This window comes from Streptomyces sp. NPDC059247 (assembly GCF_042754005.1).
Classification (GTDB): domain Bacteria; phylum Actinomycetota; class Actinomycetes; order Streptomycetales; family Streptomycetaceae; genus Streptomyces.
In genome coordinates this window covers 1-22,380 of the sequence record NZ_JBHYZW010000034.1, presented here as the reverse complement: position 1 = coordinate 22,380, position 22,380 = coordinate 1, and the positions used below count along the sequence as shown (strand labels likewise).

Here is a 22,380-nt window from a genome sequence, read left to right as displayed (position 1 = left end):
CCTTGGGGCCCGCCGGTCCCGGCGTCCCGGCGTCCCGCGTCCCGCGCGTCCACGGCCTCAGGCCCGTACCGGCCGGTCGTCGTCGAGCGCCGCCGCCGCCTGGGCCGCCAGGTCCACGGCGACCAGACGGGCCTCCAGGGAGGGCGGTACGGCTCCGGGGGCCGGGGTCAGCAGGAAGCGGCCCTGGTAGCGGCCGTGGGCGACGGCGCGGAGTTCCGTCGCGCCGTCCGGCCAGCCCTGGAGTTCCAGGTCCCAGACCCAGCCGTCCACCCGCACGCTCCCGTCGGGTTCGAGCCGGGGCGGGCGGCCGGTGAGCGTGCCGTACTCGAAGCGGCAGTCACGGAGTTCGAGGATCTCGGCCAGTTCCGCGCGGACCCGCCGTACGACGTCGTCGGAGGACGTGCTGAGGCTGGCCAGCCGGGCCGTGCCGTGCAGACGTTCCAGGTGGGAGGCGTCCGTGGCGGCGACCCGGCCCAGGGTCCGGCCGCGCGCGGCCAGCTGGGAGACGATCAGTCCGACGGCGAGCAGCAGCAGGGCGGTGACGAGGTCGGCCCGGTCCTGGATGTGGAAGCTCTGGTACGGCCGGGTGTGGAAGAAGTCGAACCAGAGGGCGGCCGAGAGCGCGGCGAGGGCCCCGGCGGGCCGGTTGCCGAGCGCCGACACCGCGACCACCACGACGACGAGCACGAGGGCGGTGTTGGTGGGGGTGACGCTCCCGCGCAGCGGGAGCAGCAGGAGCGCCGCCACGAACGGGGCGACGGCTCCGGCGACGACCGCGAGCGCGTCTCGGACGGTGAACCTCATGACCCACCTCGCAGGACCGGACGACCGCCCCCTGTGTCCAGCCTCCGCCCGGCGCGGTACGGGGGGCACCGGGCGGAGGGGTCCTTGACGCGTTCCTGATGTGCGCGGGCGGCGGGCGCCCCGGCGTCAGCAGCGGAAGCGGAGCCTGCACACGGCGGCGTCGGTGTCGCGTCGCACGGCGTGGGCGACGACCGCCCCGCGCCGGTTCTGCAGGATGCGCTGCCAGCGCCGCTCCGGTTCGGCCTCCGGTACGAGGACGGTGACGCGGAGGTCGGGCCGGGCGGCGCTCAGCTCCCGTACGTACGCGGTGATCGGCCGGCCGAGCGTACGGCGTTCCGAGGTGAGCCGGACCAGGGCGACGCCCGGGTTCCACAGCTCCCAGTCGCGTTCCAGGGCCTCGGTCCTGGCGAGGTCCTCGGGGTCGGCGTGGCAGACGGTGACCGCGCGGACCTCGTCGCCGAGGGAGACGGCGGCGGTCAGGGCCTCGCTGGTGAGCCGGTTCAGGTCGGAGACCGGGACGACGACGAAGGAACGGGCGCGGTGCGGCGGCTCCGGTGTCCGGCCGACGCCGAGACGTTCGTCGATCTTGCCGTAGGCCCGGTGCACCGCCTCGAAGGCGAGGACGAGGGCGGGCAGGGCGATCACGATCAGCCAGGCGCCGTCGTGGAACTTGGTGACGGTGACGACGATCGCCGAGACGCCGGTGAGCAGCGCGCCGAGGCCGTTGAGCAGGGCCTTGCCCCACTGTCCCGCGGCCCGCCAGTGGAGCACCATGCCGGTCTGGGCGATCGTGAAGCCGACGAACACGCCGATCGCGAACAGGGGCACGAGGGTGTTGGTGTCGCCGCCGGAGAAGACGAGCAGGGCGGCCGAGACGAGCGCGAGCCAGACGACGCCGTGCCGGTGCACCTGCCGGTCGGCCTTGAGGCCGAAGACGTGCGGGACGTGGTCGTCGCGGGCGAGGAGCTTGAGGAGGACGGGCAGTCCGCCGAAGGAGGTGTTCGCGGAGAGGGCGAGCAGCACCATGGTGGCGAACTGGACGACGTAGAAGGCCGCGTTGTGTCCGAAGGAGGCGTCGGCGAGCTGGGCGAGGACGGTGACGCCCTCGACGGGCTGGAGGCCGAAGCGGGAGATCAGGACGGACAGGCCGATCAGCATCACGCCGAGGAGCGCGCCGAGCGCGACCTCGGCGCGGCGGGCGCGGCGGGCGGCCGGGGCGCGGAAGGACGGTACGGCGTTGGCGATGGCCTCGACGCCGGTGAGGGCCGAGCAGCCGGACGCGAAGGCCTTGAGCAGGAGCAGCGCGCCGACGGTGGTGGCGTTGTCGGCGAGTACGGAGGGGTGGCCCGTGGACGCCTCGGTGGAGAGCGGGCCGTCCCGGAAGAGGCCCACGGCCACCATGGTGAGGATCGCGCCGATGAACACGGCCGTCGGGACGATGAACGCGCGGGCCGAGTCGACGATGCCGCGCAGGTTCACCCCCGTGACCAGGACGAGGACGCCGAGGCAGATCCACAGGCGGTCGCCGTACAGCCCGGGGAAGGCGGAGGTCAGGGCGGCGACCCCGGCGGTGACGGCGACGGCCACGTTGAGGACGTAGTCGAGGACCAGGGAACCCGCCGCGACCAGGCCGGTGCGGCGGCCCAGGTGGGCCTTGGCGACGGCGTAGGAGCCGCCGCCGTCGGGGAAGGCGGCGATGACCTGCCGGTACGAGGCGACGAGCACGGCGAGCAGGGCGGCGATGGCGAGGGTGACGGGCAGGGTGAAGCCGAGTCCGTGGGCTCCGGCGGCGGCGAGGACCAGGACGATGGCCTCGGGACCGTACGCCACCGAGGCCATCGCGTCGAGGGAGAGCGCGGCGAGTCCGGTGACGGCCGTCAGCTTGTGGCGCGCGCCGGGATCGGGGGGTTCGTCCGGGGCGGCGGAAACGCCGTTCTCGGTGGTCAGGGCGGTCATGCCGACGGGCTCCATTCATGTGCGGGTCCGCTCAGACTGGGGGCCGCCGGAGCCGCCGCCGCTCGGCGCTGGCGCGTTCTTGGCGCGGGACGGGGTTCTTTTCACGGGTTCTTGACGGGGGCCGCCCCGCGCGGGCGGCGGGCCGAGGCCCGCGCGGGTGACAGACAGGGCCTCGCCCGGGTGGCGGACGGGGCCCGCGCGGGTGGCGGGCGGGGGCGGCCCAGGTGACAGACGGGGCCTCGCCCCGGGTGGCGGGCCCGTACGGGCCGGACGAAGGGCGCGAGCCGGGGAAGGGCGATATCAAGCCAGCACGGGCGATGTCCGGGCGCGCCACGGACAGGTACCGGAGGCCGTCGCGCGGACCGCCACGGACGAGCCGCACGAGGCTCCCCGTACAGGCACCATAGGCCGCCACAGCGATGCCGACGGACGCCGTGCGCGGCCATCGCGCACCCGCCGCCGCGCACCCCTCCCCGCCCGTACGGCGCCCCGGGCGCGCGTCCGGATCTCGCGGGCGGCCCGGCCCGGCCGGGAGCCCGGCGCCGGGCCGGTGTGAGGCATCCAACCCTCCATCAGGGGATCTTGACGCATCCCTGACGCCGACGGCCGGGCCGGTGCCTCCGGGGCTGCTTACGCTGACTCGGCCGTCCGTGCGATGGCCCTGAGCCGTCCCCTGGATGGCCGGAATCCGCCCCTCTTCGCGCACCATCCAGGAGTACCCCATGGCCGCCACGAACGACACGCGCACGCGCCCCGGGCGATTGCGCGCGTGGATGCTGGAGGGGCTCTCCGACATGGGCCGGGGCAAGCCCTCCAAACCCGCCCCGCCCGCCCCGGACGCCGGGCACCGGGGGCAGCGCTGGTGGCGGGTGATGTGCCTGACGGGCGTCGACTACTTCTCGACCCTCGGCTACCAGCCCGGCATCGCCGCCCTCGCCGCCGGGCTGCTCTCCCCCGTCGCCACGGTCGTCCTCGTCCTGGTGACGCTCGCGGGCGCGCTGCCGGTCTACCGGCGGGTGGCCGAGGAGAGCCCGCACGGCGAGGGGTCGATCGCGATGCTGTCGCGGCTGCTGTCGTTCTGGAAGGGCAAGCTGTTCGTCCTGACCCTGCTGGGCTTCGCGGCGACCGACTTCCTGATCACGATCACCCTGTCCGCCGCGGACGCCTCCACCCACCTGGTGGAGAACCCGCATCTGGCGGAGTCGCTGCACGACAAGCAGCTGATCATCACCATGGTCCTGATCGCGCTGCTCGGCGCGGTCTTCCTCAAGGGCTTCCTGGAGGCCATCGGGGTGGCCGTCGTCCTGGTCGGGGCCTATCTCGCCCTGAACGCCGTCGTCGTGGTGACCGGTCTGTGGCGCGTCCTCACCGAGGGCCATGTCGTCACCGACTGGTCGGCGGCGCTGACCCAGGAGCACGGCAATGTGTTCGCCATGATCGGCGTGGCCCTGCTCGTCTTCCCCAAGCTGGCGCTCGGCCTGTCCGGCTTCGAGACCGGTGTCGCCGTGATGCCCCACGTCAAGGGCGATCCGGAGGACACCGAGGCGCGGCCCGCCGGGCGGATCCGGGACACCAAGAAGCTGCTGACGACGGCCGCGCTGATCATGAGCGTCTTCCTGATCTGTACGAGTTTCATCACCACGGTCCTCATTCCGCACGAGGAGTTCGAGTCCGGCGGCAAGGCCAACGGGCGCGCCCTCGCCTATCTGGCCCACGAGTACCTGGGCAGTGTCTTCGGCACCGTCTACGACGTCTCCACGATCGCCATCCTGTGGTTCGCGGGCGCGTCCGCGATGGCCGGTCTGCTCAATCTGATGCCCCGCTACCTGCCGAAGTACGGCATGGCCCCGCACTGGGCGCGGGCCGTCCGGCCCATGGTGCTGGTCTTCACCCTGGTCGCCTTCCTGGTGACCTGGATCTTCGACGCCGATGTGGACGCCCAGGGCGGCGCGTACGCGACCGGTGTCCTGGTGCTGATCTGCTCGGCCGCCGTCGCCGTGACCATCGCCGCCCGCAAGGCCGGGCAGCGCGGCTGGACCATCGGCTTCGGGGTCATCTCGGCGGTCTTCCTCTACACCACCGTCCTCAATGTGATCGAGCGCCCGGACGGCGTGAAGATCGGCGCCTGTTTCATCGCGGGCATCATCCTCGTCTCCCTGCTCTCGCGACTGGGCCGCGCCTTCGAGCTGCGGGTCACCCATGTCGAGCTGGACGCCACGGCCGAGCGGTTCCTGCGGGACGCGTCCCGCCGCACGCCGAGGTTCATCGCCAACGAGCCGGGGCCGAGGGACGCGGCCGAGTACCGGGAGAAGGTCGAGCAGATACGCGCCGACAACGACCTCACGGACGTGGAGGACTTCGTCTTCGTCGAGGTGACCGTCACCGACCCGTCGGAGTTCGAGGCGGGGCTCACCGTACGGGGAGAGGTGCTGCACGACCGCTATCGCGTCCTCACCGTCGAGTCGTCCTCGGTGCCGAACGCGCTCGCGGCCCTGCTGCTGCACTCCCGGGACCTCACCGGCACCCCTCCGCACATCTACTTCGAGTGGACCGAGGGCAATCCCTTCGCGAACTTCCTCCGCTTCCTCCTCTTCGGGCAGGGCGAGATAGCCCCGGTGACCCGTGAGGTCCTGCGCGAGGCGGAGCCGGACCGGGCGCTCCGGCCGCATGTGCACGTCGGCTGAGCCACCGCCCTCGAAGACCTGGCGCCACGAGCGGACCTCATGGCGCCAGTGGCGCCACGGGCGCCCTGCACAAGGACCGGCGCACGCACCCGTAACGCCGGACGCCCAGCTCGATAGCGCCACCGGAAGAGAACCCGAAGCCATAGTGGCGCCATCACGCTTGCCATGGCGCCACGATGGTGCCATGCTTGCTCCATGGACCTCACTCCGTATGTGGAAAGTCTTCGCCATGAGCTCGGCGTGGCCGCCGAGGCGGGGGGGCGGGAAGCCCGCGCCCTCGCCGAGCGGCTCACCGGCCCGCTCGAATCGGCGGCCCGGCTGACCCTCCTCGGTGCCCTGTCGGACGCGATGGACGAGGTCACCCGCGATCTCGCGCCCGGCTCGGTCGACGTACGGCTGCGGGGGCTGAACCCCGAGTTCGTGGTGACCCCGCCGCCGTCCGCCGGACCCCTCGCCGAGGAGACCCCGGCGCAGGCCCCGCCGTCGCCCCCGGTGCCCGTCGAGGCTGAGGACGGCGCCACCGCCCGTATCAACTTCCGGCCCCCCGCCCAGCTCAAGGTGCGGGTCGAGGAGGCCGCGAACCGCGAGGGCCTGTCGGTCAACGCCTGGCTGGTACGGGCCGTGGCCGCCGCCCTGGAACCCACGGCGGCCCCGGCCCGTGGCACCACCGCGGGCTCGGCGGCGGGCCAGAGCTTCACCGGCTGGGTCCGCTAGCGGCACCGCGCGCCCGCACCACCGCCGTACCGGGCACGTCCCGGCTCTCCGCCTCCACCACCCACCCCAAGGGACGGCACAGCCATGCCTACTTTCGACACTCCCGAGCCCGTTTCCGCCACCGTCGAGATCGAGGTCGGACGGATCAGGGTCATCGCGGGCAAGCGCACCGACACCGTGGTCGACGTGGCACCGAGCGACCCCGGCAACAAGCAGGACGTACAGGCGGCCGAGGAGACCAAGGTGACCTGCGCGGACCGCGAACTCCTCGTCAAGGGCCCCAGGAAGCGCCCCCCGTTCGGCAAGTACGGGGTGATCGACGTGACCGTCCGGCTCCCGGCCGGCTCGGACCTGACCGGGAAGTCCGGGCTCGGCGACCTGATCGTGGAGGGCGGCTTCGGCGAGTGCCGTCTGACGACCGCCACCGGCCACATCCACCTGGAGGAGGCCACGGCCGCCCGTCTGAAGACCCCGCACGGCGACATCCTCGTGGACCGCGTCACGGGCGACGCCGACGTCCAGGGCTCCGGCCGGGTGCGGATCGGCCGGATCGGCGGCGGCGCGACCGTGAAGAACCTGAACGGCGAGACCGTCATCGGCGAGATCGGCGGCGAACTGCGCGTCAACTCGTCCAACGGCCCCATCACGGTCGTCCGCGCGGAGTCCTCGGTCACCGCCAGGACGGCCAGTGGCGCCATCCGCCTCGACGAGGTGATCCGGGGCCGCGTCACCCTGGACTCCTCCGTGGGCGGCCTGGACGTCGGCATCGCCGAGGGCACGGCCGCCTGGCTCGACGTCCGGTCCAAGATGGGCCGGGTCCGCAACGAACTGGGCGCGGCCCAGGGGCCGGAGCAGTCCGACGAGACCGTCGAGGTCCGGGGCCGTACGAGCGTCGGCGACATCGTGATCCGCCGCAGCTGACCCGCCGGGGGCCGGGGAAACGGCACGGCCCGGCCCCACGGGGAACCCGGCCCTGACCCGCCCCCGGCCGGACTCCACCCCGAACCGCCCCCGGCCCGAAGCAGACTCCGACCCGAACCGGCCGCGCCCGGCCCGGACCGACTCGGACCGGCGCCGAGAGCCACCCCAGCCACACCCACACCCGCAGCCACACGCGCAGTCGCAGCCGCAGCCGCAGCCGCAGGAACCGTACGAACTCCCCACGAGCACCGGCCACTTCCGAGCCCCTCGTGAAGCGTCACCGCACACCGGAAGACGCCCGGAGACTCCGCCCTTCCGGCCACCGGGCCCGCGCGACGACGATCCCGTACCCCACCGCACCCGACGGCCGCCGCACCGGCCCGGCCGTACCTCGCGGCCCCTCTCCGGGTCCCGCGCCCCGGAATCTCCCGCTCCCGCACGTACCGGCGCATCCGCACACCCAGCAATTCGTACTGACGTTCGCATCACGGTCGCGGCGACGGTCCTCCGCCCTCCCCGCGCACAAGCAGCACGCACAAGCAGCGCACACAAACAGCACGCACGAGCAACGCGCACAGACAGCTCCCCTCCCGAAGAAGGGCCCTCGATCATGAGCACCGCGTCCACGGCGGCCACCGCCACCCGCGCCGTCGCGATCTCCGCGCTCGGACTGCGCAAGTCGTACGGCGACAAGACGGTGCTGGACGGCATCGACCTGCGGATTCCCGAGGGCACGGTCTTCGCCCTCCTCGGCCCCAACGGGGCGGGCAAGACCACCACGGTGGAGATCCTCTCCACCCTGACCACCGCCGACGCGGGCGAGATCCGCGTCGGCGGCCACGACCTGGCCACCGACCCCGGCGCGGTGCGCCGGAGCATCGGCGTCACCGGGCAGTTCGCGGCCGTCGACGGGCTGCTCACCGCCGAGGAGAACCTGCTCCTCATGGCCGATCTGCACCATCTCGGCCGGGCCGAGGGCAGGCGGCGGGCGGCGGAGCTCCTGGAGCGGTTCGAGCTGACCGAGGCGGCCCGCCGGAGCGTCACGGCGCTCTCCGGCGGGATGCGCCGCAAGCTCGACCTGGCGATGACCCTGGTCGGCAGGCCCCGGATCATCTTCCTCGACGAGCCGACCACCGGTCTCGACCCGCGCAGCCGCCGCGTCATGTGGGAACTCATCCGCGGTCTGGTCACCGATCAGGGCGTGACCGTCTTCCTCACCACGCAGTACCTGGAGGAGGCCGACCGGCTCGCCGACCACATCGCGGTCCTCGACCACGGCGGGATCGTCGCCCAGGGCACCGCCGAGGAGCTGAAGCGGCTGATCCCCGGCGGTCACGTCCGCCTCCGGTTCGCCGACGAGGCCCAGTTCACCGCCGCCGCCGGGATCTTCGGCATCGCGACCCGCGACGACGAGTCGCTGACCCTCCAGGTCCCCGGGGACGGGTCGGTCGCCGGACTCCGCGCCGTCCTGGACGTCCTCGACGCCACCGGAGTCGAGGCCGAGTCGCTCACCGTGCACACGCCCGACCTCGACGACGTCTTCCTCACCCTCACGGGCCGCCCCCGGCCCGCCGCCGCCACCGTCCCCGCCGCTTCGAAGGAGTCCGGCCGATGAGCACCACCGCCCCGGCGCAGACCGCCACCCGCTCGTACGCCCTGCGCGACTCGATGACGATGCTGCGCCGCAATCTGACGCACATGCGGCGCTACCCGTCGATGACGGTCTCGATCGTCGTGATGCCGCTCGTGATGCTGCTCCTGTTCGTGTACGTCTTCGGCGGCGCGATCGGCAGCGGCATCGCGGGGGGCGGCGGACGCGGCGACTACATCGACTACGTGGTGCCCGGCATCATCGTGATGGCCGCGACCTCGGGGGCGGTGGCGACGGCCGTGTCCGTCTGCACCGACATGACGGAGGGCATCGTGCAGCGCTTCCGTACGATGTCGATCTCCCGGGGCTCGATCCTCACGGGCCATGTCGTCGGCAGCGTCATCCAGGTCGCGGTGGTCCTCGTCCTGGTCTCCGCGGTGTCCCTGCTGATCGGCTTCCGCCCGTCCGCGTCGCCCGTCGAGTGGGTGGCGGCCCTCGGTCTGCTGCTCTTCCTGGCCTTCGGCATGGCCTGGATCTCCGCCGCCATGGGCATGGGCGCCAAGACCGTCGAGGCCGCGAGCAACGGCCCGCTCCCGCTGACCTTCCTGCCCTTCCTCGGCAGCGCGGTCGTCACCCCGGACTCCATGCCGACGGCCCTGCGCTGGTTCGCGGAGTACCAGCCCTTCACCCCGATCAACGAGACCGTGCGCGGGCTGCTCCTCGGCACGGAGATCGGCTCCGACGGCTGGCTCGCCCTGGCCTGGTGCACCGCCCTCGCCCTGGTCGGCTACCTCTGGTCCCGCGCCGCCTTCCGCCGGGGGACCGCCCGCTGAGGCCCCCGCGCCCGTACGGCCCGCCCCGTCCGACGACCCGTCGGGCGGGGCCGCACGGCGTCGCCGTCACTTCGTCCAGTACGGCGCCAGGGCACCCTCCTTGTAGGGGGCGGGGCTCACGCTCAGCTCACCGGAGAAGGGGCGGTCGAGGACGACGACCAGCAGGACGCTGAAGCCGATGAGGGCGGCGACCGAGGCCACGAAGAGGATCTGCACGCGCAGCCGCCGCATCCCGTACAGGAAGGTGAGCGGGATCAGGACGAGCGCGCCGCCGACCACCAGGATCTGGAGCAGCGGGGGGAGTTCCTGCTCGGCCGTCGTCAGCCGGGAGCGGCGCTGGCCCGCGACGTCGTTGAGGCGGCCGACGGCCTCCTCGTAGAAGACCCGCTCGCGGACGGTCCTTGGCTCGTACGCCTGGAGGACGTCGAAGACCTTCTGGAGCTGTTCCGCCGTGGCGCCGTAGCTGGGCCGTCCCGCCCTCATCCGGGGCCACTGGTCGTCGACGACGGAGTGGACGTAGCCGCTGAGGGCCTCGTCGACGGCCGCCTCGACCGCGGGCGGGAAGGCGGCGGCGTCGCGGGCGATGAGGGCGATGTCGGTCGCCTCGGTGGCCACGACGGTCTGGGTGCTCTCCAGTTGGGTCCACAGGGTCACGATGACGAAGGCGAGGATGATCCCGTAGATCGCGCCGAACATCCCGAGCGTCACGCCGACCATGTCGTTGTGCTCGCCGTCGGCCAGCGACGGGTGTCTGCGGCGGGCCAGCACACTGCCGACGACGGCGACGGAGACGGTCCCGCCGACGATGACCACGGCCAGGGTGACGGTGCTGAAGTGGTTGAGCAGCCAGAGCGACATGAGCCGGGAGTCTAGGTATCCGCCGGTCGTCCGCCGGTCGCCCCCGGGCCCGTCGGACAGCGCTTCCACGCTTCCACGGGGACGGTACGTCCGCACGAGCCGTGTGCGCGCCGGGCTCACGCGCCCCCGGCGCGCGAGAAGTCCGGGACCACGATCTCACCCGATCGAGCGAGTGGGGAGTCAGTGCGGGGCGGCCGACGGACCTCCGTCCGGCCCCGCCCAGCCCCCTGTCCGGCCCCCCTGTTCAGCCCCCCGTTCACCCCCTCTTGCCCGACCAGGTATCTTGCATGACATGGAACCAGGTGACGCCACCAAGCAGGCCCGCGCTGCCGCACAGCTCCGCAAGGGGGTCCTGGAGTACTGCGTGCTCGCCCTGATGCGGGACCGGCCCCGCTACGGCGTGGAACTCCTCCACGCCCTGGAGGAGTCCGGTGCGCTGGCCACCAGCCAGGGCACGGTCTATCCGCTGCTCTCCCGGCTCCGGCGCGACGATCTGGTGACCACCACCTGGCAGGAGTCCGACTCGGGACCGCCCCGTCGCTACTACGCGCTCACCGGCACCGGCCGGGCCGCGCTCGACGAGTTCAGCCGCGTCTGGCCCGGCTTCCGCGACGCCGTCGACGCCTTCCTCACCACCCCCCAGCACTCCCCCGGAGCCACCTCGTGAAGACCTCTGCCGATCCCGTACGCGCCTACCTCTCCGCCGTCGAGCGCGAGACCTCCACGCTCCCCGCCGACCGGCGCCAGGAACTCCTCGCCGACCTCGCCGAGCACATCGAGGTGTCCCGGGCCGAACGCCCCGACGCCCCGGTCGGCGAGGTCCTGGCCGGTCTCGGCGACCCCCGGACGATCGCGGCGACGGCGCTGGCCGAGGCGGGCGACGGCGCCGCCTGGGCCCCGGCCGCCCCGGCTCCGGGTCCCGTCGGCGCGCCCGCCCGGCGCGGCCGGGTGCACCCCCTGGTCCCGCTCGTGATGCTCGCCCTCGCGCTGCCCTTCGCGGTCGTCTTCACCAACGACAACGGCGGCTCGCTGGTCGGCGGGCTGCTCCGCATCACCGGAGCCGTACTCCTCTGCACCTCGGTGCACTGGACCGCCGTCCAGAAGATCACCGGTGTCCTGGTGTCCGCCGTCCTGCCGATCGTCGCCGTCGGGTTCTGGAACCTGGCCGCGGGCAGCACGGGGAGCGGCGAGCCGGACCTCCTGGCCAATCTGCTGCTGTCCGTCCTGCTGGTCGGTCCGTCCGTCTGGCTGTGGCGGGTCCGCCGCGTCTGAGCCCGCCGTACGGGGGCCGCTCGCCGGAGTGCCGCGCGAGCGGATGGTCCGGCCCGGCCGCCCCGCGCCGGACGCCGCTCCCGGACGACGACGCCCGCTTCTCCGGGCCGGGCGTGGGCGGGTGCGCCGACCCGACGCCGGGCTATGCCGTCGAGGACGCCACGGACCGGAACCCGGGCTGGGCGCGGGCGGCGGGCGCGAGGCTCTCCGACCCGTGCGGTCCGCGCCGCTGGGCGAAGGTCCTCGCCACCGGTGAACCGCTCCGTCCGCAGTCGCGGGCGCGGCAACCGAGGACGCTCCCGACGAGCTTCCCGGGCATGGGTCACGGCCTCGGGATCGTGGGGGCCACCGGCTGGACCGGGCACAACGGCTCGGTCCCCCCGGGGTACGGGACGGTGCCGGTGTGCCTGCCCTCGCGTGACGCCAACCCTAATCGTCATGGTCGACAAGGACGCCTCAGCGGCGGTGGCGAGTCCCACGGCCGGAAGGCGGGGAAGGCGGGGAATGGCGGAGAGGGGCGGAAAGAGGCAGGGAGCGCTCGGCGCTTCTCCCGCCGCTACCAAGCTATAGCGCACCGGGGGGCTTGCGGCAAGGCCCCCGTCGTACCGCAGAATCGCCCCTCCCGGCACTGCCGGAGCCTGTCCTCGAACACGGGAGATTCACACGGTGCATGTCTTTTCCCCGGTGGAAGGGGTGGAAGCGGGGGAGCCGAGGGAGCCTTCGGTCCCCTCCGGCGCCAGCAGCGCGTTCGACCTTCCCGACCGGCTCTCCGCCAAGGCGGACCCGGCCCTGACCGGCCGCGACGAGCGGCACTTCGCGGCCGTGTCGGCCGGTCTCCGGCAGACGGTCGAGGAGCTGTCCGAACGGCTCTCCGCCGCGCGCCGGGCACCCGGCGGGGTCGGCCGCGAGGCCATGGAGCGGGACGCCGAGGTCCACCGGCTGACCGCCCGGCTGCGCACCCTGCGCCGCTTCGGTCTGGATCTGTGCCTCGGGCACATCGTCGCCGCCGACGACCCGGAGCCCGTCTACATCGGGCGCCTCGGGCTCACCGACAGCACCGGACGGCGGCTGCTCGTCGACTGGCGCTCGCCCGCCGCCGAACCGTTCTTCGCCGCGACCCACGCCCGCCCGATGGGCCTGGTGAGCCGCCGCCGGTACCGCTGGACCGGTGGCCGGATCGGGGACTACTGGGACGAGGTGTTCACCGCCGAGGCCCTGGAGGGCCATGCGGCGCTCGACGACCAGTCCGCGTTCATCGCCGGTCTGGGCGGCAGCAGGTCGGCCCGGATGAGGGACGTCCTCGGTACCGTCCAGGCCGATCAGGACGCCGCGATCCGGGCGGGCTCCCGGGGCACGCTCGTCGTGGACGGCGGCCCCGGCACGGGCAAGACGGTCGTCGCCCTGCACCGCGCGGCCCACCTCCTGTACGCGGACCCCGGGCTCGGGCGGCGCCGGGGCGGCGTGCTGTTCGTGGGACCGCACCAGCCCTATCTGTCGTACGTCTCCGACGTCCTGCCCAGCCTGGGCGAGGAGGGCGTGCGGACCTGCACCGTGCGGGACCTCGTGGCCGAGGGGGCGCGGGCGGTCCCCGAGCCCGACCCGGAGGTGGCGCGCCTGAAGTCGTCCGCCGCCATGGTGGCGGCGATCGAGACGGCCGTGCGGTTCTACGAGGAACCGCCCACCCGTGGCCTGACCGTCACGACCGACTGGGCGGACCTGCGGCTGACCGCCGACGACTGGGCGGAGGCGTTCGACGCGCCGGAGCCCGGCACTCCGCACAACGAGGCACGGGACCGGATCTGGACGGAGCTGGCCACGATCCTGCTGGCCGGGCTGGACGCCGACATCCCCTTCGAGCCGTTCCTGCGCTCGCTGCGGCAGGACGAGGAACTGGCCGGGGCGCTGCACGGGGCGTGGCCGCTGCTCGACGCCGCCGACCTCGTCGGGGACCTGTGGTCGGTGCCCGCCTATCTGCGCACGTGCGCCCCGTGGCTCGACCGGGAGGAGGTGCGGCGGCTCCAGCGGGCGGACGCCCAGGCGTGGACGGTGTCCGACCTGCCGCTCCTGGACGCGGCCCGGCAGCGCCTCGGCGACCCGGAGGCGGGCGTACGGCTCCGGCGGCGGCGGGCGGTCCTGGCGGCCGAGCGGGCACGGATGGCCGAGGTCGTCGACAACGTGCTCGCGGCCGACGACGACGGCGAGGGCGCGGTGACGATGCTGCGCGGACAGGACCTGATGGACGGTCTGGTGGACGAGTCCGTGGTGTCCGCGCCCGAACCGGACGCGCTGGCCGGTCCTTTCGCGCACGTCGTGGTCGACGAGGCGCAGGAGCTGACGGACGCGGAGTGGCGGATGCTGCTGTCGCGCTGCCCGTCCCGCAGCTTCACGGTGGTCGGCGACCGGGCCCAGGCCCGGCGGGGGTTCACCGAGTCGTGGCGGGAGCGGCTGGGACGGGTGGGGCTCGACCGGGTCACGGTGGCGTCCCTGGGCATCAACTACCGGACGCCGCGGGAGGTCATGGCGGAGGCCGAGCCGGTCGTCCGGGCCGTGCTCCCCGACGCCAACGTGCCGACGTCGGTGCGTTCCTCGGGCATCCCGGTGACGCACGGCGCGGCCCGGGACCGGGACGCGGTCCTCGGGGCGTGGCTCGCGGAACAGGCGGACGGGGTGGCGTGCGTCATCGGCGACCCGGCGTTCCGCGAGGTGCCGCGCGTCCGTTCGCTGACCCCGTCGCTGGCGAAGGGCCTGGAGTTCGACCTGGTCGTCCTGGTCGACCCGGAGCGGTTCGGCGAGGGGGTCGAGGGGGCGGTGGACCGGTACGTGGCGATGACCCGGGCGACGCGTCGGCTGGTCGTGCTGCGGAGCGCGCCGGACACGGACGCCTGACGCCGTGGGGCGAACCGGGCCGGTCCGTGGGCGCGCCACGCCGGTTCCTGCGATGAGATGACGTATCGATAGGTTTCATGACTCACGCATACGAGCCCGCGCCCCCGCCCGTTCCCCGTGACGCGGTCGTCCCCCCTGGGGAGTGCCCCGAGGTCGCGTCGCTGGTCACACCGTATCTGCGGATCATCCGCACCGTGCTGCCCCCGGTGGAGGCGGAACGGTTCTTCGTCCGGGCGCTCGCCGCGTACGAGGAGGAACGGCGGCGGGCGGGCGGGCTCCAGCTGGGGTTCAGCGCGTACCTCTGGGACGGTCTCGGGGGCACCTGGGGCGGTTCGCTGGCGCAGACCTCGGCGTGGGAGGCGATGCAGGCGATCCGCCATGTCGTCCGCAAGGCTCCCGGCGCCGACCTCGCCGCCTATCTGCGTCTCGGTCTCCTGCTGAGCCGCGAGTCGCAGGTACCGGTGGGCGCCTGACGCCGCCACCGTACGGAGCGCGACTTCCGTGAACGGTGTACGGGGGCGGGACGGGGTGCCGTCCGGGGCCACCGTTCCTAAGGGGGCGGGGGGTCCGGGGCCGGGGCGGTCTCCCCGGGTCCTCCCCGACCCGAAGCGGCCCGACCCGACCCGGCCCTAACTGACCCGGCCCGCCCCGGCCCGCGCTCCCGGGTCAGACCGCCGGGCGGTCGGTCCAGGGGTCCGGGCCCGGGTCGTGGCCCTCGGACAGGGAGGCGAGCCGGTCGATGTGGTGCTGCCAGCTCTCGGCCTGCGCCTCGCACGCCTCCGTGGTGGGCAGCCCGCTGTGGACCAGCCGGAGCAGGGTGCCGCCGGGGGCGGGCGCGAGGGTGATCTCGACCGTGCTGCCGCCGGGCGGCACGGACACGGGACCGGACTCCCAGCCCCAGCTGAGGACCATCCGCCGGGGCGGCTCGACCACGGCGAAGCGGCCGGAGGCGACGGCGCCGCCGGGAACCCGGACGCGGTAGGAACCGCCGGGGGCGATGGAGAACACACCGTCCTCCCCCATCCAGGACAGCCACTTCTCGCGGTCGGTGAGGAACGCGAAGACCGCCTCGGGACGCGCGTCGATCCGCCGTTCCAGGGTGACGGTGTCCATGGGGGTCGGGGGTGTCGTCATCGGAACCTCTCGCTCCTGCCGCACGGGCCCCTCGGCCGAGCCTCTCACCTCCACGCGCCGCCCGCCGCGCCGCCCCGCCGCCGCACACCCCGTACGCGCGCGTGCCCCGCCGCCGACGCGCGCGCCGCCGCGTCGCGGTCCGCACCTCCTCCCCGCGCGTGCCCCGGTCCGCGCCCGGTCGCACCGGGGTACGCACCGGTCCCGCCCGCGCGCCCCTGGTCGATCCTCCAGGGCCCGCCCCCGTCCCGGGCCGATCTTCCGGAGTCCGCACCAGTCGTCCCGCCCGCCCCCGCCGGGCTTCACTGGTCCGGGTCGGGGCCGAACGGGTCGGGAGGCGGGTCGGGGCATGGATCTGAACACGGTGACGGACATCCGGGACGCGCGGCTGCGCGAACCCTGGCGTCCGGGGGACGCCTGGCTCGGCGGCGGAACGTACCTCTTCTCCGAACCCCAGCCCCGACTGCGCAGACTGATCGACCTGAGCCGCACCGGCTGGGAACCGCTGACCCTCCGGGACGACGGGTCCCTGGAGATCGCGGCGACCTGCACGGTCGCCCGGCTGTCCCGGTTCGGACGCGCCTGGGACGCCCCCGCGGCGCCGCTGTTCGAGCAGTGCTGCCGGGCCTTCCTCGCCTCGTTCAAGATCTGGAACATGGCGACGGTCGGCGGGAACCTGTGCAACGCCCTGCCCGCCGGACCGCTGATCTCGCTGACCGCCGCCCTCGACGGGGAGTGCCTGCTGCGGGCTCAGGACGGCTCGTCGCGCCGGGTGCGGGTGGCGGACTTCGTCACCGGAGCCGGGCGCAAGGACCTCGCCGAGGGCGAGCTGCTGCGCTCGGTCACCCTGCCCGCGCGGGCGCTCGGCTGCCGGACCGCCTTCCGCCAGGCGTCGCTGTACGGCCTCGGCCGGTCGGCGGCGCTGGTGATCGGCGCGCTCGATCCGGTGGACGGCTCGCTCGCGGTGACGGTCAGCGCGGCGACCGTCCGCCCGTTCCGGTTCTGGTTCCCGCTGCCGCCGGACGCCGCACGGCTCCGGCGGGCGATCGGGGCGGCCGTACGCGACGAGGACTGGTTCGACGACATCCACGGACTGCCCGCGTGGCGCCGCCACATGGCGCTGCGCCTCGCCGAGGAGGTCCGCCGCGAACTGGTCCGCGACCACGAGGAAGGTGCCCGATGAGCTTCGGACTGCGCGTGAACGACCGGCACGTCGACGAGACCCCGCGCCCCGGCCAGTGCCTGCGCACCTATCTGCGCGAGCGCGGCTGGTTCGGCGTCAAGAAGGGCTGCGACGCGGGCGACTGCGGGGCCTGCACCGTCCATGTCGACGGCGAGCCGGTCCACAGCTGCCTCTATCCGGCGGTCCGGGCCGACGGCCGGACCGTCACCACCGTCGAGGGTCTCGCCGCGCCGGACGGCGAACTCCACCCCGTACAAAAGAAGTTCCTCGACGCTCAGGGCTACCAGTGCGGGTTCTGCACGGCCGGTTTCCTGATGACGACGGCGGCCCTGGAGACCGAGCGGGGCACCGCGCACGACGACGGGAAGCTGGACGACCTGCCCCGCGCCTTCAAGGGGAACCTCTGCCGCTGCACCGGCTACCGGGCCGTCGAGGACGCCGTGCGGGGGGTGCGGCACACCGAACTCCCCTGCGCGGGAAAGGCGGTGGGCCGGAACGTCGGCGCGCCCGCCGGGCCCGACGTCGTCACCGGCCGGGCCCGGTACACCTTCGACGTGGAGGTGCCCGGTCTGCTCCACATGAAGCTGCTGCGCTCCCCGCACCCGCACGCCCGGATCACCGCGATCGACACGTCGGCGGCGCTGCGGGTCCCCGGGGTGGTCGCCGTGTTCACCCACGAGGACGCCCCGGCGACGCTGTACTCCAGTGCCCGCCACGAGCATCCGACCGAGGACCCCGACGACACCCGGGTCCTCGACGACGTCGTCCGGTACGTGGGCCAGCGGGTCGCGGCCGTCGTCGCCGACGGCGAGGGGGCCGCCGAGGAGGGCTGCCGCCGGATCGAGGTGACGTACGAGGAACTGCCGTACGTCACCGACCCGGAGGAGGCGATGCTGCCGGGGGCGCCCGCGCTGCACGGCGACAAGGGCCCGGAGGCGCGGATCGCCCGTGCCGGGGCGAACGTGGCGGGCGAGGTGCACGGCGAGATCGGGGACGTCGAGCGGGGCTTCGCGGAGGCGGACGTCGTCGTCGAGGACACCTTCAGGACCCAGCGGGTGCAGCACGCCAGCCTGGAGACCCACGGCTGCGTCGCGTACTTCGAGCCGAAGGAGGACGGCACGGGCGAGCGGCTGACCGTGCGCTCCTCGACGCAGACGCCGTTCCTGACCCGGCGTGCGCTGTGCGCGCTGTACGGCCTGCCGGAGGACGGGGTGCGGGTGGTCGCGGGACGCGTCGGCGGCGGTTTCGGCGGCAAGCAGGAGATGCTCACCGAGGACGTCGTCGCACTGGCCGCGCTGAGGCTGCGGCGGCCGGTGAAACTGGAGTACACCCGGGCCGAGCAGTTCTCCGGGGCGACCACCCGGCATCCCTTCACCATCGGCATCAAGGTCGGCGCCCGCGCTGACGGCACCCTGACCGCCGTGCGGATGCGGGTCGTGTCGAACACCGGGGCGTACGGCAACCACGGTCCGGCCGTCATGTTCCACAGCGTCGGCGAGTCCTTCGCCGTCTACCGCGCCCCGCACAAGAAGGTCGACGCCTGGTCGGTCTACACGAACGCCGTCCCCGCCGGGGCGTTCCGGGGGTACGGGCTCGGCCAGGTCACCTTCGCCGTCGAGTCCGTCATGGACGAACTGGCCCACCGCCTCGGCATGGACCCGCTGGTCCTCCGCGAGAGGAACGTCATCGGCCCCGGCGACCCGATGCACAGCCCGATCGGCGAGGAGGAGGACCTGCACATCGCCTCGTACGGGCTCGACCAGTGCCTCTCGGTGGTGCGGGAGGCACTCGCCGGGGACCTCAGCGCCGGGGAGGCGCCCGAGGGCTGGCTGGTCGGGCAGGGCGCGGCGCTCGCGATGATCGCCACCGGGCCGCCCGGCGGTCACTACGCCGACGCCCGGGTCTCGCTCCGCTCCGACGGGACGTACGACGTGGCCGTCGGCACCGCCGAGTTCGGCAACGGCACCACCACCGTCCACCAGCAGATCACCGCGGGAGCCCTGGCCACCACCGGGGACCGGGTGACGATCCGGCAGTCCGACACGGACGTCGTCCGCCACGACACCGGCGCCTTCGGCTCGGCGGGCACGGTCGTCGCGGGCAAGGCGGTCCTCCTCGCCGCGACCTCGCTCGCGGAGCGGCTGCGGACCCTCGCCGCCCGGCACACGGGCGTCGCCCGGCACCGCTGCGTCCTCGGCGCGGAGTCGGTCGACTGCGGGGGCCGTACGGTCACCCTGAAGGAGCTGTACGCGGCGGGGCACACGCTCGGGGCGGTGGAGGAGCTGGCGGCGGACGGGCACTGGGGCGGCTCGCCCCGGTCGGTGGCGTTCAACGCGCAGTGGTTCCGGGTCGCCGTCGACCCGGACACCGGGGAGGTCCGCGTCCTGCGCAGCGTCCACGCCGCCGACGCGGGCAAGGTCATGAACCCCATGCAGTGCCGGGGGCAGGTCGAGGGCGGGGTCGCCCAGGCGCTCGGCGCGACCCTCTTCGAGGACGTGCGGATCGACGGGCGGGGCGAGGTCACCACCGCCGCGTTCCGCCGCTACCGGCTCCCCCAGTACGCGGACGTGCCCCGGACCGAGGTCCACTTCACGGAGACTTCCGACGCGATCGGTCCGCTGGGCGCGAAGTCGATGAGCGAGAGCCCGTTCAACCCGGTCGCGCCCGCCTACGCGAACGCGCTCCGCGACGCGACCGGCATCCGCTTCACGGAACTCCCCCTCACCCGGGACCGGGTCTGGCTGGCCCTCGCCGCACACCGCGAGGACCGGCGGGCCGGGCCGGGCGTGGACGGGCCGGACGTGGCCGGGCCGTCGGTCGGGTGACGGTCCCGGAGGATGCCGGTCGTCCTCCCGGAGGAAGCCCATGGACACGGGCCGACCGGGGGCATCCGGCTCGCGGATGCGGTTCCCCGCCCCGGCGGCCGGGTATCACTGGGCGCAGTCGCCGCACCGCCCGTCCGAAAGGGAAACCGATGAGCCGACCCGTCGTCTCCGTCTCCCCCGCGCGGACCGCCCGCGCCCCCGCGTTCACGCTGTCGGGGGAGGTCGCGCGGCCCGCCCTGCTGACGGTCGGGGACCTCCGCGACGGCTGGGAGCGGCACCGGGCGGAGGTCGTGTTCGACTGCGCCACCGGCGGGCCCCGGCGGCACGTCTTCGAGGGGCCGCTGCTGCGCGAGGTGGTGGCGCGGGCCCGGCCCGGCTTCGACCCCGCCCGCCGCAAGGAACGCGCGCGTTTCCTGCTCGTGGTGAGCGGCGGCGACGGGCACAGGGCCGTGCTGTCGTGGGCCGAGATCGACACCGACTTCGGCGCCGCGCCCGTCCTCCTGGCGACCCGGATGGACGGCGGGGACCTGGACGCGGCGGGACCGCAGCTGGTGGTGCCCTCCGACCGGTGCGGCGCCCGGTACGTCAGCGCCGTCACCGGTGTCTGGGTCGGCGCCCTCCCGGACCCCGTGCCGTCCTGAGCGGGCGCCGGTTCAGCCGTGGTACTGGGCGAGCTGGATGAGGTTGCCGCAAGTGTCGTCGAGGATCGCGACCGTCACCGGGCCCGCCTCCACCGGCTCCCGGGTGAACCGCACCCCGAGTCCGCGCAGGCGCTCGTACTCGGCGCGGACGTCGTCCACGGCGAAGGACGTGAGCGGGATGCCCGCGGCGACGAGCGCCTCCCGGTACGCCCGGGCGGCGGGCACGGCGGCGTCCGGCTCCAGGACCAGTTCGACGCCGTCCGGGGCGTCCGGCGAGACCACCGTCAGCCAGCGGTACCCGCCGAGGGGGACCTCGGTCTTCTTCAGGAAGCCCAGCACCTCGGTGTAGAAGCGCAGGGCCTTCTCCTGGTCGTCGACGAGCAGGCTCGCCAGATTGATCCTCATGGGTGCTCTCCGATGGGTGCCGGGGCTGCTGGGGCGGGTGTGACGTCCCCAGCATCTCCCGGCGCGGTCCCCGGTGGCGCGCGGACGGCGGGCGGGGCGGGGGACGGCGCCGGGGCGGGACGCGCCGGGGTCCCGCCGGACCGGGCGTCCGCACGCGCGCGTAGCGTGAGCTCCGTCGGCTCCGCCCCTCACCACTGGAGATCCGCCCGTGTCCAGCGCCGCCCCGCCCCGTACCGCCGTCGTCGAGTCCCTCATGGAACGCTTCCCCGGCGTCCCGCCGGAGGCGGTGTTCAAGGAGGACCTGCTGCGCGGCGGGCTCGCCTTCGACCCGTCGGCGCTGAGCGGGAACGAGGGCGGCGAGGTCAAGCCGAAGTCGTACTTCATTTTCTCCTTCGACCACCGCACGCTGCCGGAGCTCGGGGAGGCGGCGCTGAACCGGCCGCCGGAGGAGATCGTGCTGACCGGCGGCCCGTACGGGCTGCGCCGCACGGTGGTGTCGGTGCGGGTCAACCCCTCGTCGCCGTACCGGGTGGCGCCGGACGGGGACGGGACGCTCGCGCTGTTCCTCGACGGGGCGCGGATCGCGGACGTCGGTCTGCCGCCGATGCCGGAGTACTACCGGCACCCGCTGTCGAACGGGAAGTCCGTGATGGAGGTCGCCCCCACCATCCAGTGGGGTTATCTGATCTACCTCACGGTTTTCCGGGTCTGTCAGTACTTCGGCGCCAAGGAGGAGTGCCAGTACTGCGACATCAACCACAACTGGCGCCAGCACAAGGCGGCGGGCCGCCCGTACACCGGGGTGAAGCCGGTGGACGAGGTGCTGGAGGCACTGGAGATCATCGACCGGCACGACACCGCCCGGACCTCGACGGCGTACACCCTCACGGGCGGCGCGGTCACCTCCCGCGTCGGCGGGAAGGACGAGGCCGACTTCTACGGGCAGTACGCGCGCGCGATCGAGGAGCGCTTCCCCGGCCGATGGATCGGCAAGGTCGTGGCCCAGGCCCTGCCCAAGGCCGATGTCCAGCGGTTCCACGACTACGGCATCCGGATCTACCACCCGAACTACGAGGTGTGGGACCGGCGGCTGTTCGAGCTGTACTGCCCCGGCAAGGAGCGTTACATCGGCCGGGACGAGTGGCACCGGCGCATCCTGGACTCGGCGGAGGTGTTCGGGCCGCGCAACGTCATCCCGAACTTCGTCGCGGGCGTCGAGATGGCCCGCCCCTCCGGCTTCCTGACCGTGGACGAGGCCATCGCCTCCACCCGGGAGGGCCTGCGGTTCTTCATGTCGCGCGGGATCACGCCCCGGTTCACCACCTGGTGCCCCGAGCCGACGACCCCGCTGGGCAGGGAGAACCCGGACGGCGCCCCGCTGGAGTACCACCTGCGGCTCCTGGAGGCGTACACGGCGACCCTCGACGAGTACGGGCTGGCCGCGCCGCCCGGCTACGGCCCCTCCGGCCCGGGGCGCGCGGTGTTCTCCGTCAGTTCGTTCATGGACGCGCTGTCCCCCGCGCCGGGCGAGTGACCCGGGCGGGGTGACCCCCGCCCCCGGTCCCGGGGGGGGGGGGGGCCCCCCCCCCCCGCGGGGGGGGGGGGGGGCCCCCCCCCCCCCCGCCCGCGCCCCCCCCCCCCCCCCAACCGGCACGCGCAGCCCCCGCGGGGGACGC

The 22,380-nt window shown here is 74.0% G+C and carries 18 protein-coding genes; 13 read left to right on the top strand and 5 right to left on the bottom strand.

The annotated features are described in order from the left end of the window. Positions 1 to 57: 57 nt before the first annotated feature. Together ACFXGN_RS31355 and ACFXGN_RS31350 are read right to left on the bottom strand one after the other, a co-directional pair. A complete protein-coding gene (locus tag ACFXGN_RS31355; protein WP_384865596.1) occupies positions 58 to 804 on the bottom strand; it encodes a DUF4118 domain-containing protein in 747 nt (248 codons plus the stop codon). 126 nt (positions 805 to 930) lie between these two features. Then, positions 931 to 2,760 carry an APC family permease gene (locus ACFXGN_RS31350; RefSeq protein ID WP_384865594.1) on the bottom strand — a complete coding sequence of 610 codons (1,830 nt, stop codon included), beginning with the start codon at positions 2,758 to 2,760 and terminating at the stop codon, positions 931 to 933. 722 nt (positions 2,761 to 3,482) lie between these two features. Between ACFXGN_RS31350 and ACFXGN_RS31345 the strand changes: the two genes are divergently transcribed. The 5 genes from ACFXGN_RS31345 to ACFXGN_RS31325 all read left to right on the top strand — a co-directional run bounded on the left by ACFXGN_RS31345 (position 3,483) and on the right by ACFXGN_RS31325 (position 9,503). Then, positions 3,483 to 5,444 carry an amino acid transporter gene (locus ACFXGN_RS31345; RefSeq protein ID WP_384865592.1) on the top strand — a complete coding sequence of 654 codons (1,962 nt, stop codon included), beginning with the start codon at positions 3,483 to 3,485 and terminating at the stop codon, positions 5,442 to 5,444. 195 nt (positions 5,445 to 5,639) lie between these two features. After that, complete coding sequence (locus ACFXGN_RS31340) at positions 5,640 to 6,158, top strand: hypothetical protein (protein ID WP_384865590.1); 519 nt, start codon at positions 5,640 to 5,642, stop codon at positions 6,156 to 6,158. Between the two features lie 84 nt (positions 6,159 to 6,242). Next, positions 6,243 to 7,079 (top strand): DUF4097 domain-containing protein, encoded by an 837-nt coding sequence (locus tag ACFXGN_RS31335; protein ID WP_384865588.1) that lies wholly within the window; start codon positions 6,243 to 6,245, stop codon positions 7,077 to 7,079. 610 nt (positions 7,080 to 7,689) lie between these two features. Further along, positions 7,690 to 8,694, top strand: a complete 1,005-nt coding sequence (locus tag ACFXGN_RS31330) for an ATP-binding cassette domain-containing protein (protein WP_384865586.1) — start codon at positions 7,690 to 7,692, stop codon at positions 8,692 to 8,694. Beyond that, the gene (locus ACFXGN_RS31325; RefSeq protein ID WP_384865584.1) at positions 8,691 to 9,503 is read left to right on the top strand and encodes an ABC transporter permease; all 813 of its coding nucleotides are present in this window, start codon (positions 8,691 to 8,693) and stop codon (positions 9,501 to 9,503) included. Before ACFXGN_RS31330 ends, ACFXGN_RS31325 begins: the two co-directional genes overlap by 4 nt. A gap of 66 nt (positions 9,504 to 9,569) precedes the next feature. Here the strand turns inward: ACFXGN_RS31325 and ACFXGN_RS31320 are convergent, their stop codons facing one another. Continuing rightward, the gene (locus ACFXGN_RS31320) at positions 9,570 to 10,361 is read right to left on the bottom strand and encodes a DUF4239 domain-containing protein (protein ID WP_384865582.1); all 792 of its coding nucleotides are present in this window, start codon (positions 10,359 to 10,361) and stop codon (positions 9,570 to 9,572) included. A 292-nt stretch (positions 10,362 to 10,653) separates the two neighbouring features. On the opposite strand from ACFXGN_RS31320, the gene ACFXGN_RS31315 reads away from it, so the two are divergent. The 4 genes from ACFXGN_RS31315 (at position 10,654) to ACFXGN_RS31300 (ending at position 14,992) form a co-directional block, all read left to right on the top strand. Further along, positions 10,654 to 11,028 carry a PadR family transcriptional regulator gene (locus ACFXGN_RS31315; RefSeq protein WP_384865580.1) on the top strand — a complete coding sequence of 125 codons (375 nt, stop codon included), beginning with the start codon at positions 10,654 to 10,656 and terminating at the stop codon, positions 11,026 to 11,028. Further along, the gene (locus ACFXGN_RS31310) at positions 11,025 to 11,633 is read left to right on the top strand and encodes an HAAS signaling domain-containing protein (RefSeq protein WP_384865578.1); all 609 of its coding nucleotides are present in this window, start codon (positions 11,025 to 11,027) and stop codon (positions 11,631 to 11,633) included. Before ACFXGN_RS31315 ends, ACFXGN_RS31310 begins: the two co-directional genes overlap by 4 nt. 693 nt (positions 11,634 to 12,326) lie before the next feature. Next, positions 12,327 to 14,519, top strand: coding sequence for an RNA polymerase recycling motor ATPase HelR (gene helR / locus ACFXGN_RS31305; protein ID WP_384865614.1), 2,193 nt, complete (start codon positions 12,327 to 12,329; stop codon positions 14,517 to 14,519). Positions 14,520 to 14,596: 77 nt separating this feature from the next. Then, positions 14,597 to 14,992, top strand: coding sequence for a hypothetical protein (locus tag ACFXGN_RS31300; protein WP_366444972.1), 396 nt, complete (start codon positions 14,597 to 14,599; stop codon positions 14,990 to 14,992). A gap of 193 nt (positions 14,993 to 15,185) precedes the next feature. Here the strand turns inward: ACFXGN_RS31300 and ACFXGN_RS31295 are convergent, their stop codons facing one another. Continuing rightward, positions 15,186 to 15,653, bottom strand: a complete 468-nt coding sequence (locus ACFXGN_RS31295; protein ID WP_384865576.1) for an SRPBCC domain-containing protein — start codon at positions 15,651 to 15,653, stop codon at positions 15,186 to 15,188. A 346-nt stretch (positions 15,654 to 15,999) separates the two neighbouring features. Between ACFXGN_RS31295 and ACFXGN_RS31290 the strand changes: the two genes are divergently transcribed. From ACFXGN_RS31290 to ACFXGN_RS31280, 3 genes are all read left to right on the top strand, one after another. Further along, on the top strand, positions 16,000 to 16,833 hold the full coding sequence (locus ACFXGN_RS31290; RefSeq protein WP_384865574.1) for an FAD binding domain-containing protein: 834 nt from the start codon (positions 16,000 to 16,002) through the stop codon (positions 16,831 to 16,833). Next, the gene (locus tag ACFXGN_RS31285) at positions 16,830 to 19,658 is read left to right on the top strand and encodes a molybdopterin-dependent oxidoreductase (protein ID WP_384865572.1); all 2,829 of its coding nucleotides are present in this window, start codon (positions 16,830 to 16,832) and stop codon (positions 19,656 to 19,658) included. The genes ACFXGN_RS31290 and ACFXGN_RS31285 overlap by 4 nt, the downstream gene beginning before the upstream one ends. 149 nt (positions 19,659 to 19,807) lie before the next feature. After that, a complete protein-coding gene (locus tag ACFXGN_RS31280) occupies positions 19,808 to 20,299 on the top strand; it encodes a molybdopterin-dependent oxidoreductase (protein ID WP_384865570.1) in 492 nt (163 codons plus the stop codon). Between the two features lie 12 nt (positions 20,300 to 20,311). On the opposite strand, the gene ACFXGN_RS31275 is transcribed toward ACFXGN_RS31280, so the two are convergent. Further along, positions 20,312 to 20,704 (bottom strand): VOC family protein, encoded by a 393-nt coding sequence (locus tag ACFXGN_RS31275; RefSeq protein ID WP_384865568.1) that lies wholly within the window; start codon positions 20,702 to 20,704, stop codon positions 20,312 to 20,314. 253 nt (positions 20,705 to 20,957) lie between these two features. On the opposite strand from ACFXGN_RS31275, the gene ACFXGN_RS31270 reads away from it, so the two are divergent. Continuing rightward, positions 20,958 to 22,238: a radical SAM protein gene (locus ACFXGN_RS31270; RefSeq protein WP_384865612.1), complete on the top strand. Its 1,281-nt coding sequence runs from the start codon at positions 20,958 to 20,960 to the stop codon at positions 22,236 to 22,238. Positions 22,239 to 22,380: the final 142 nt, after the last annotated feature.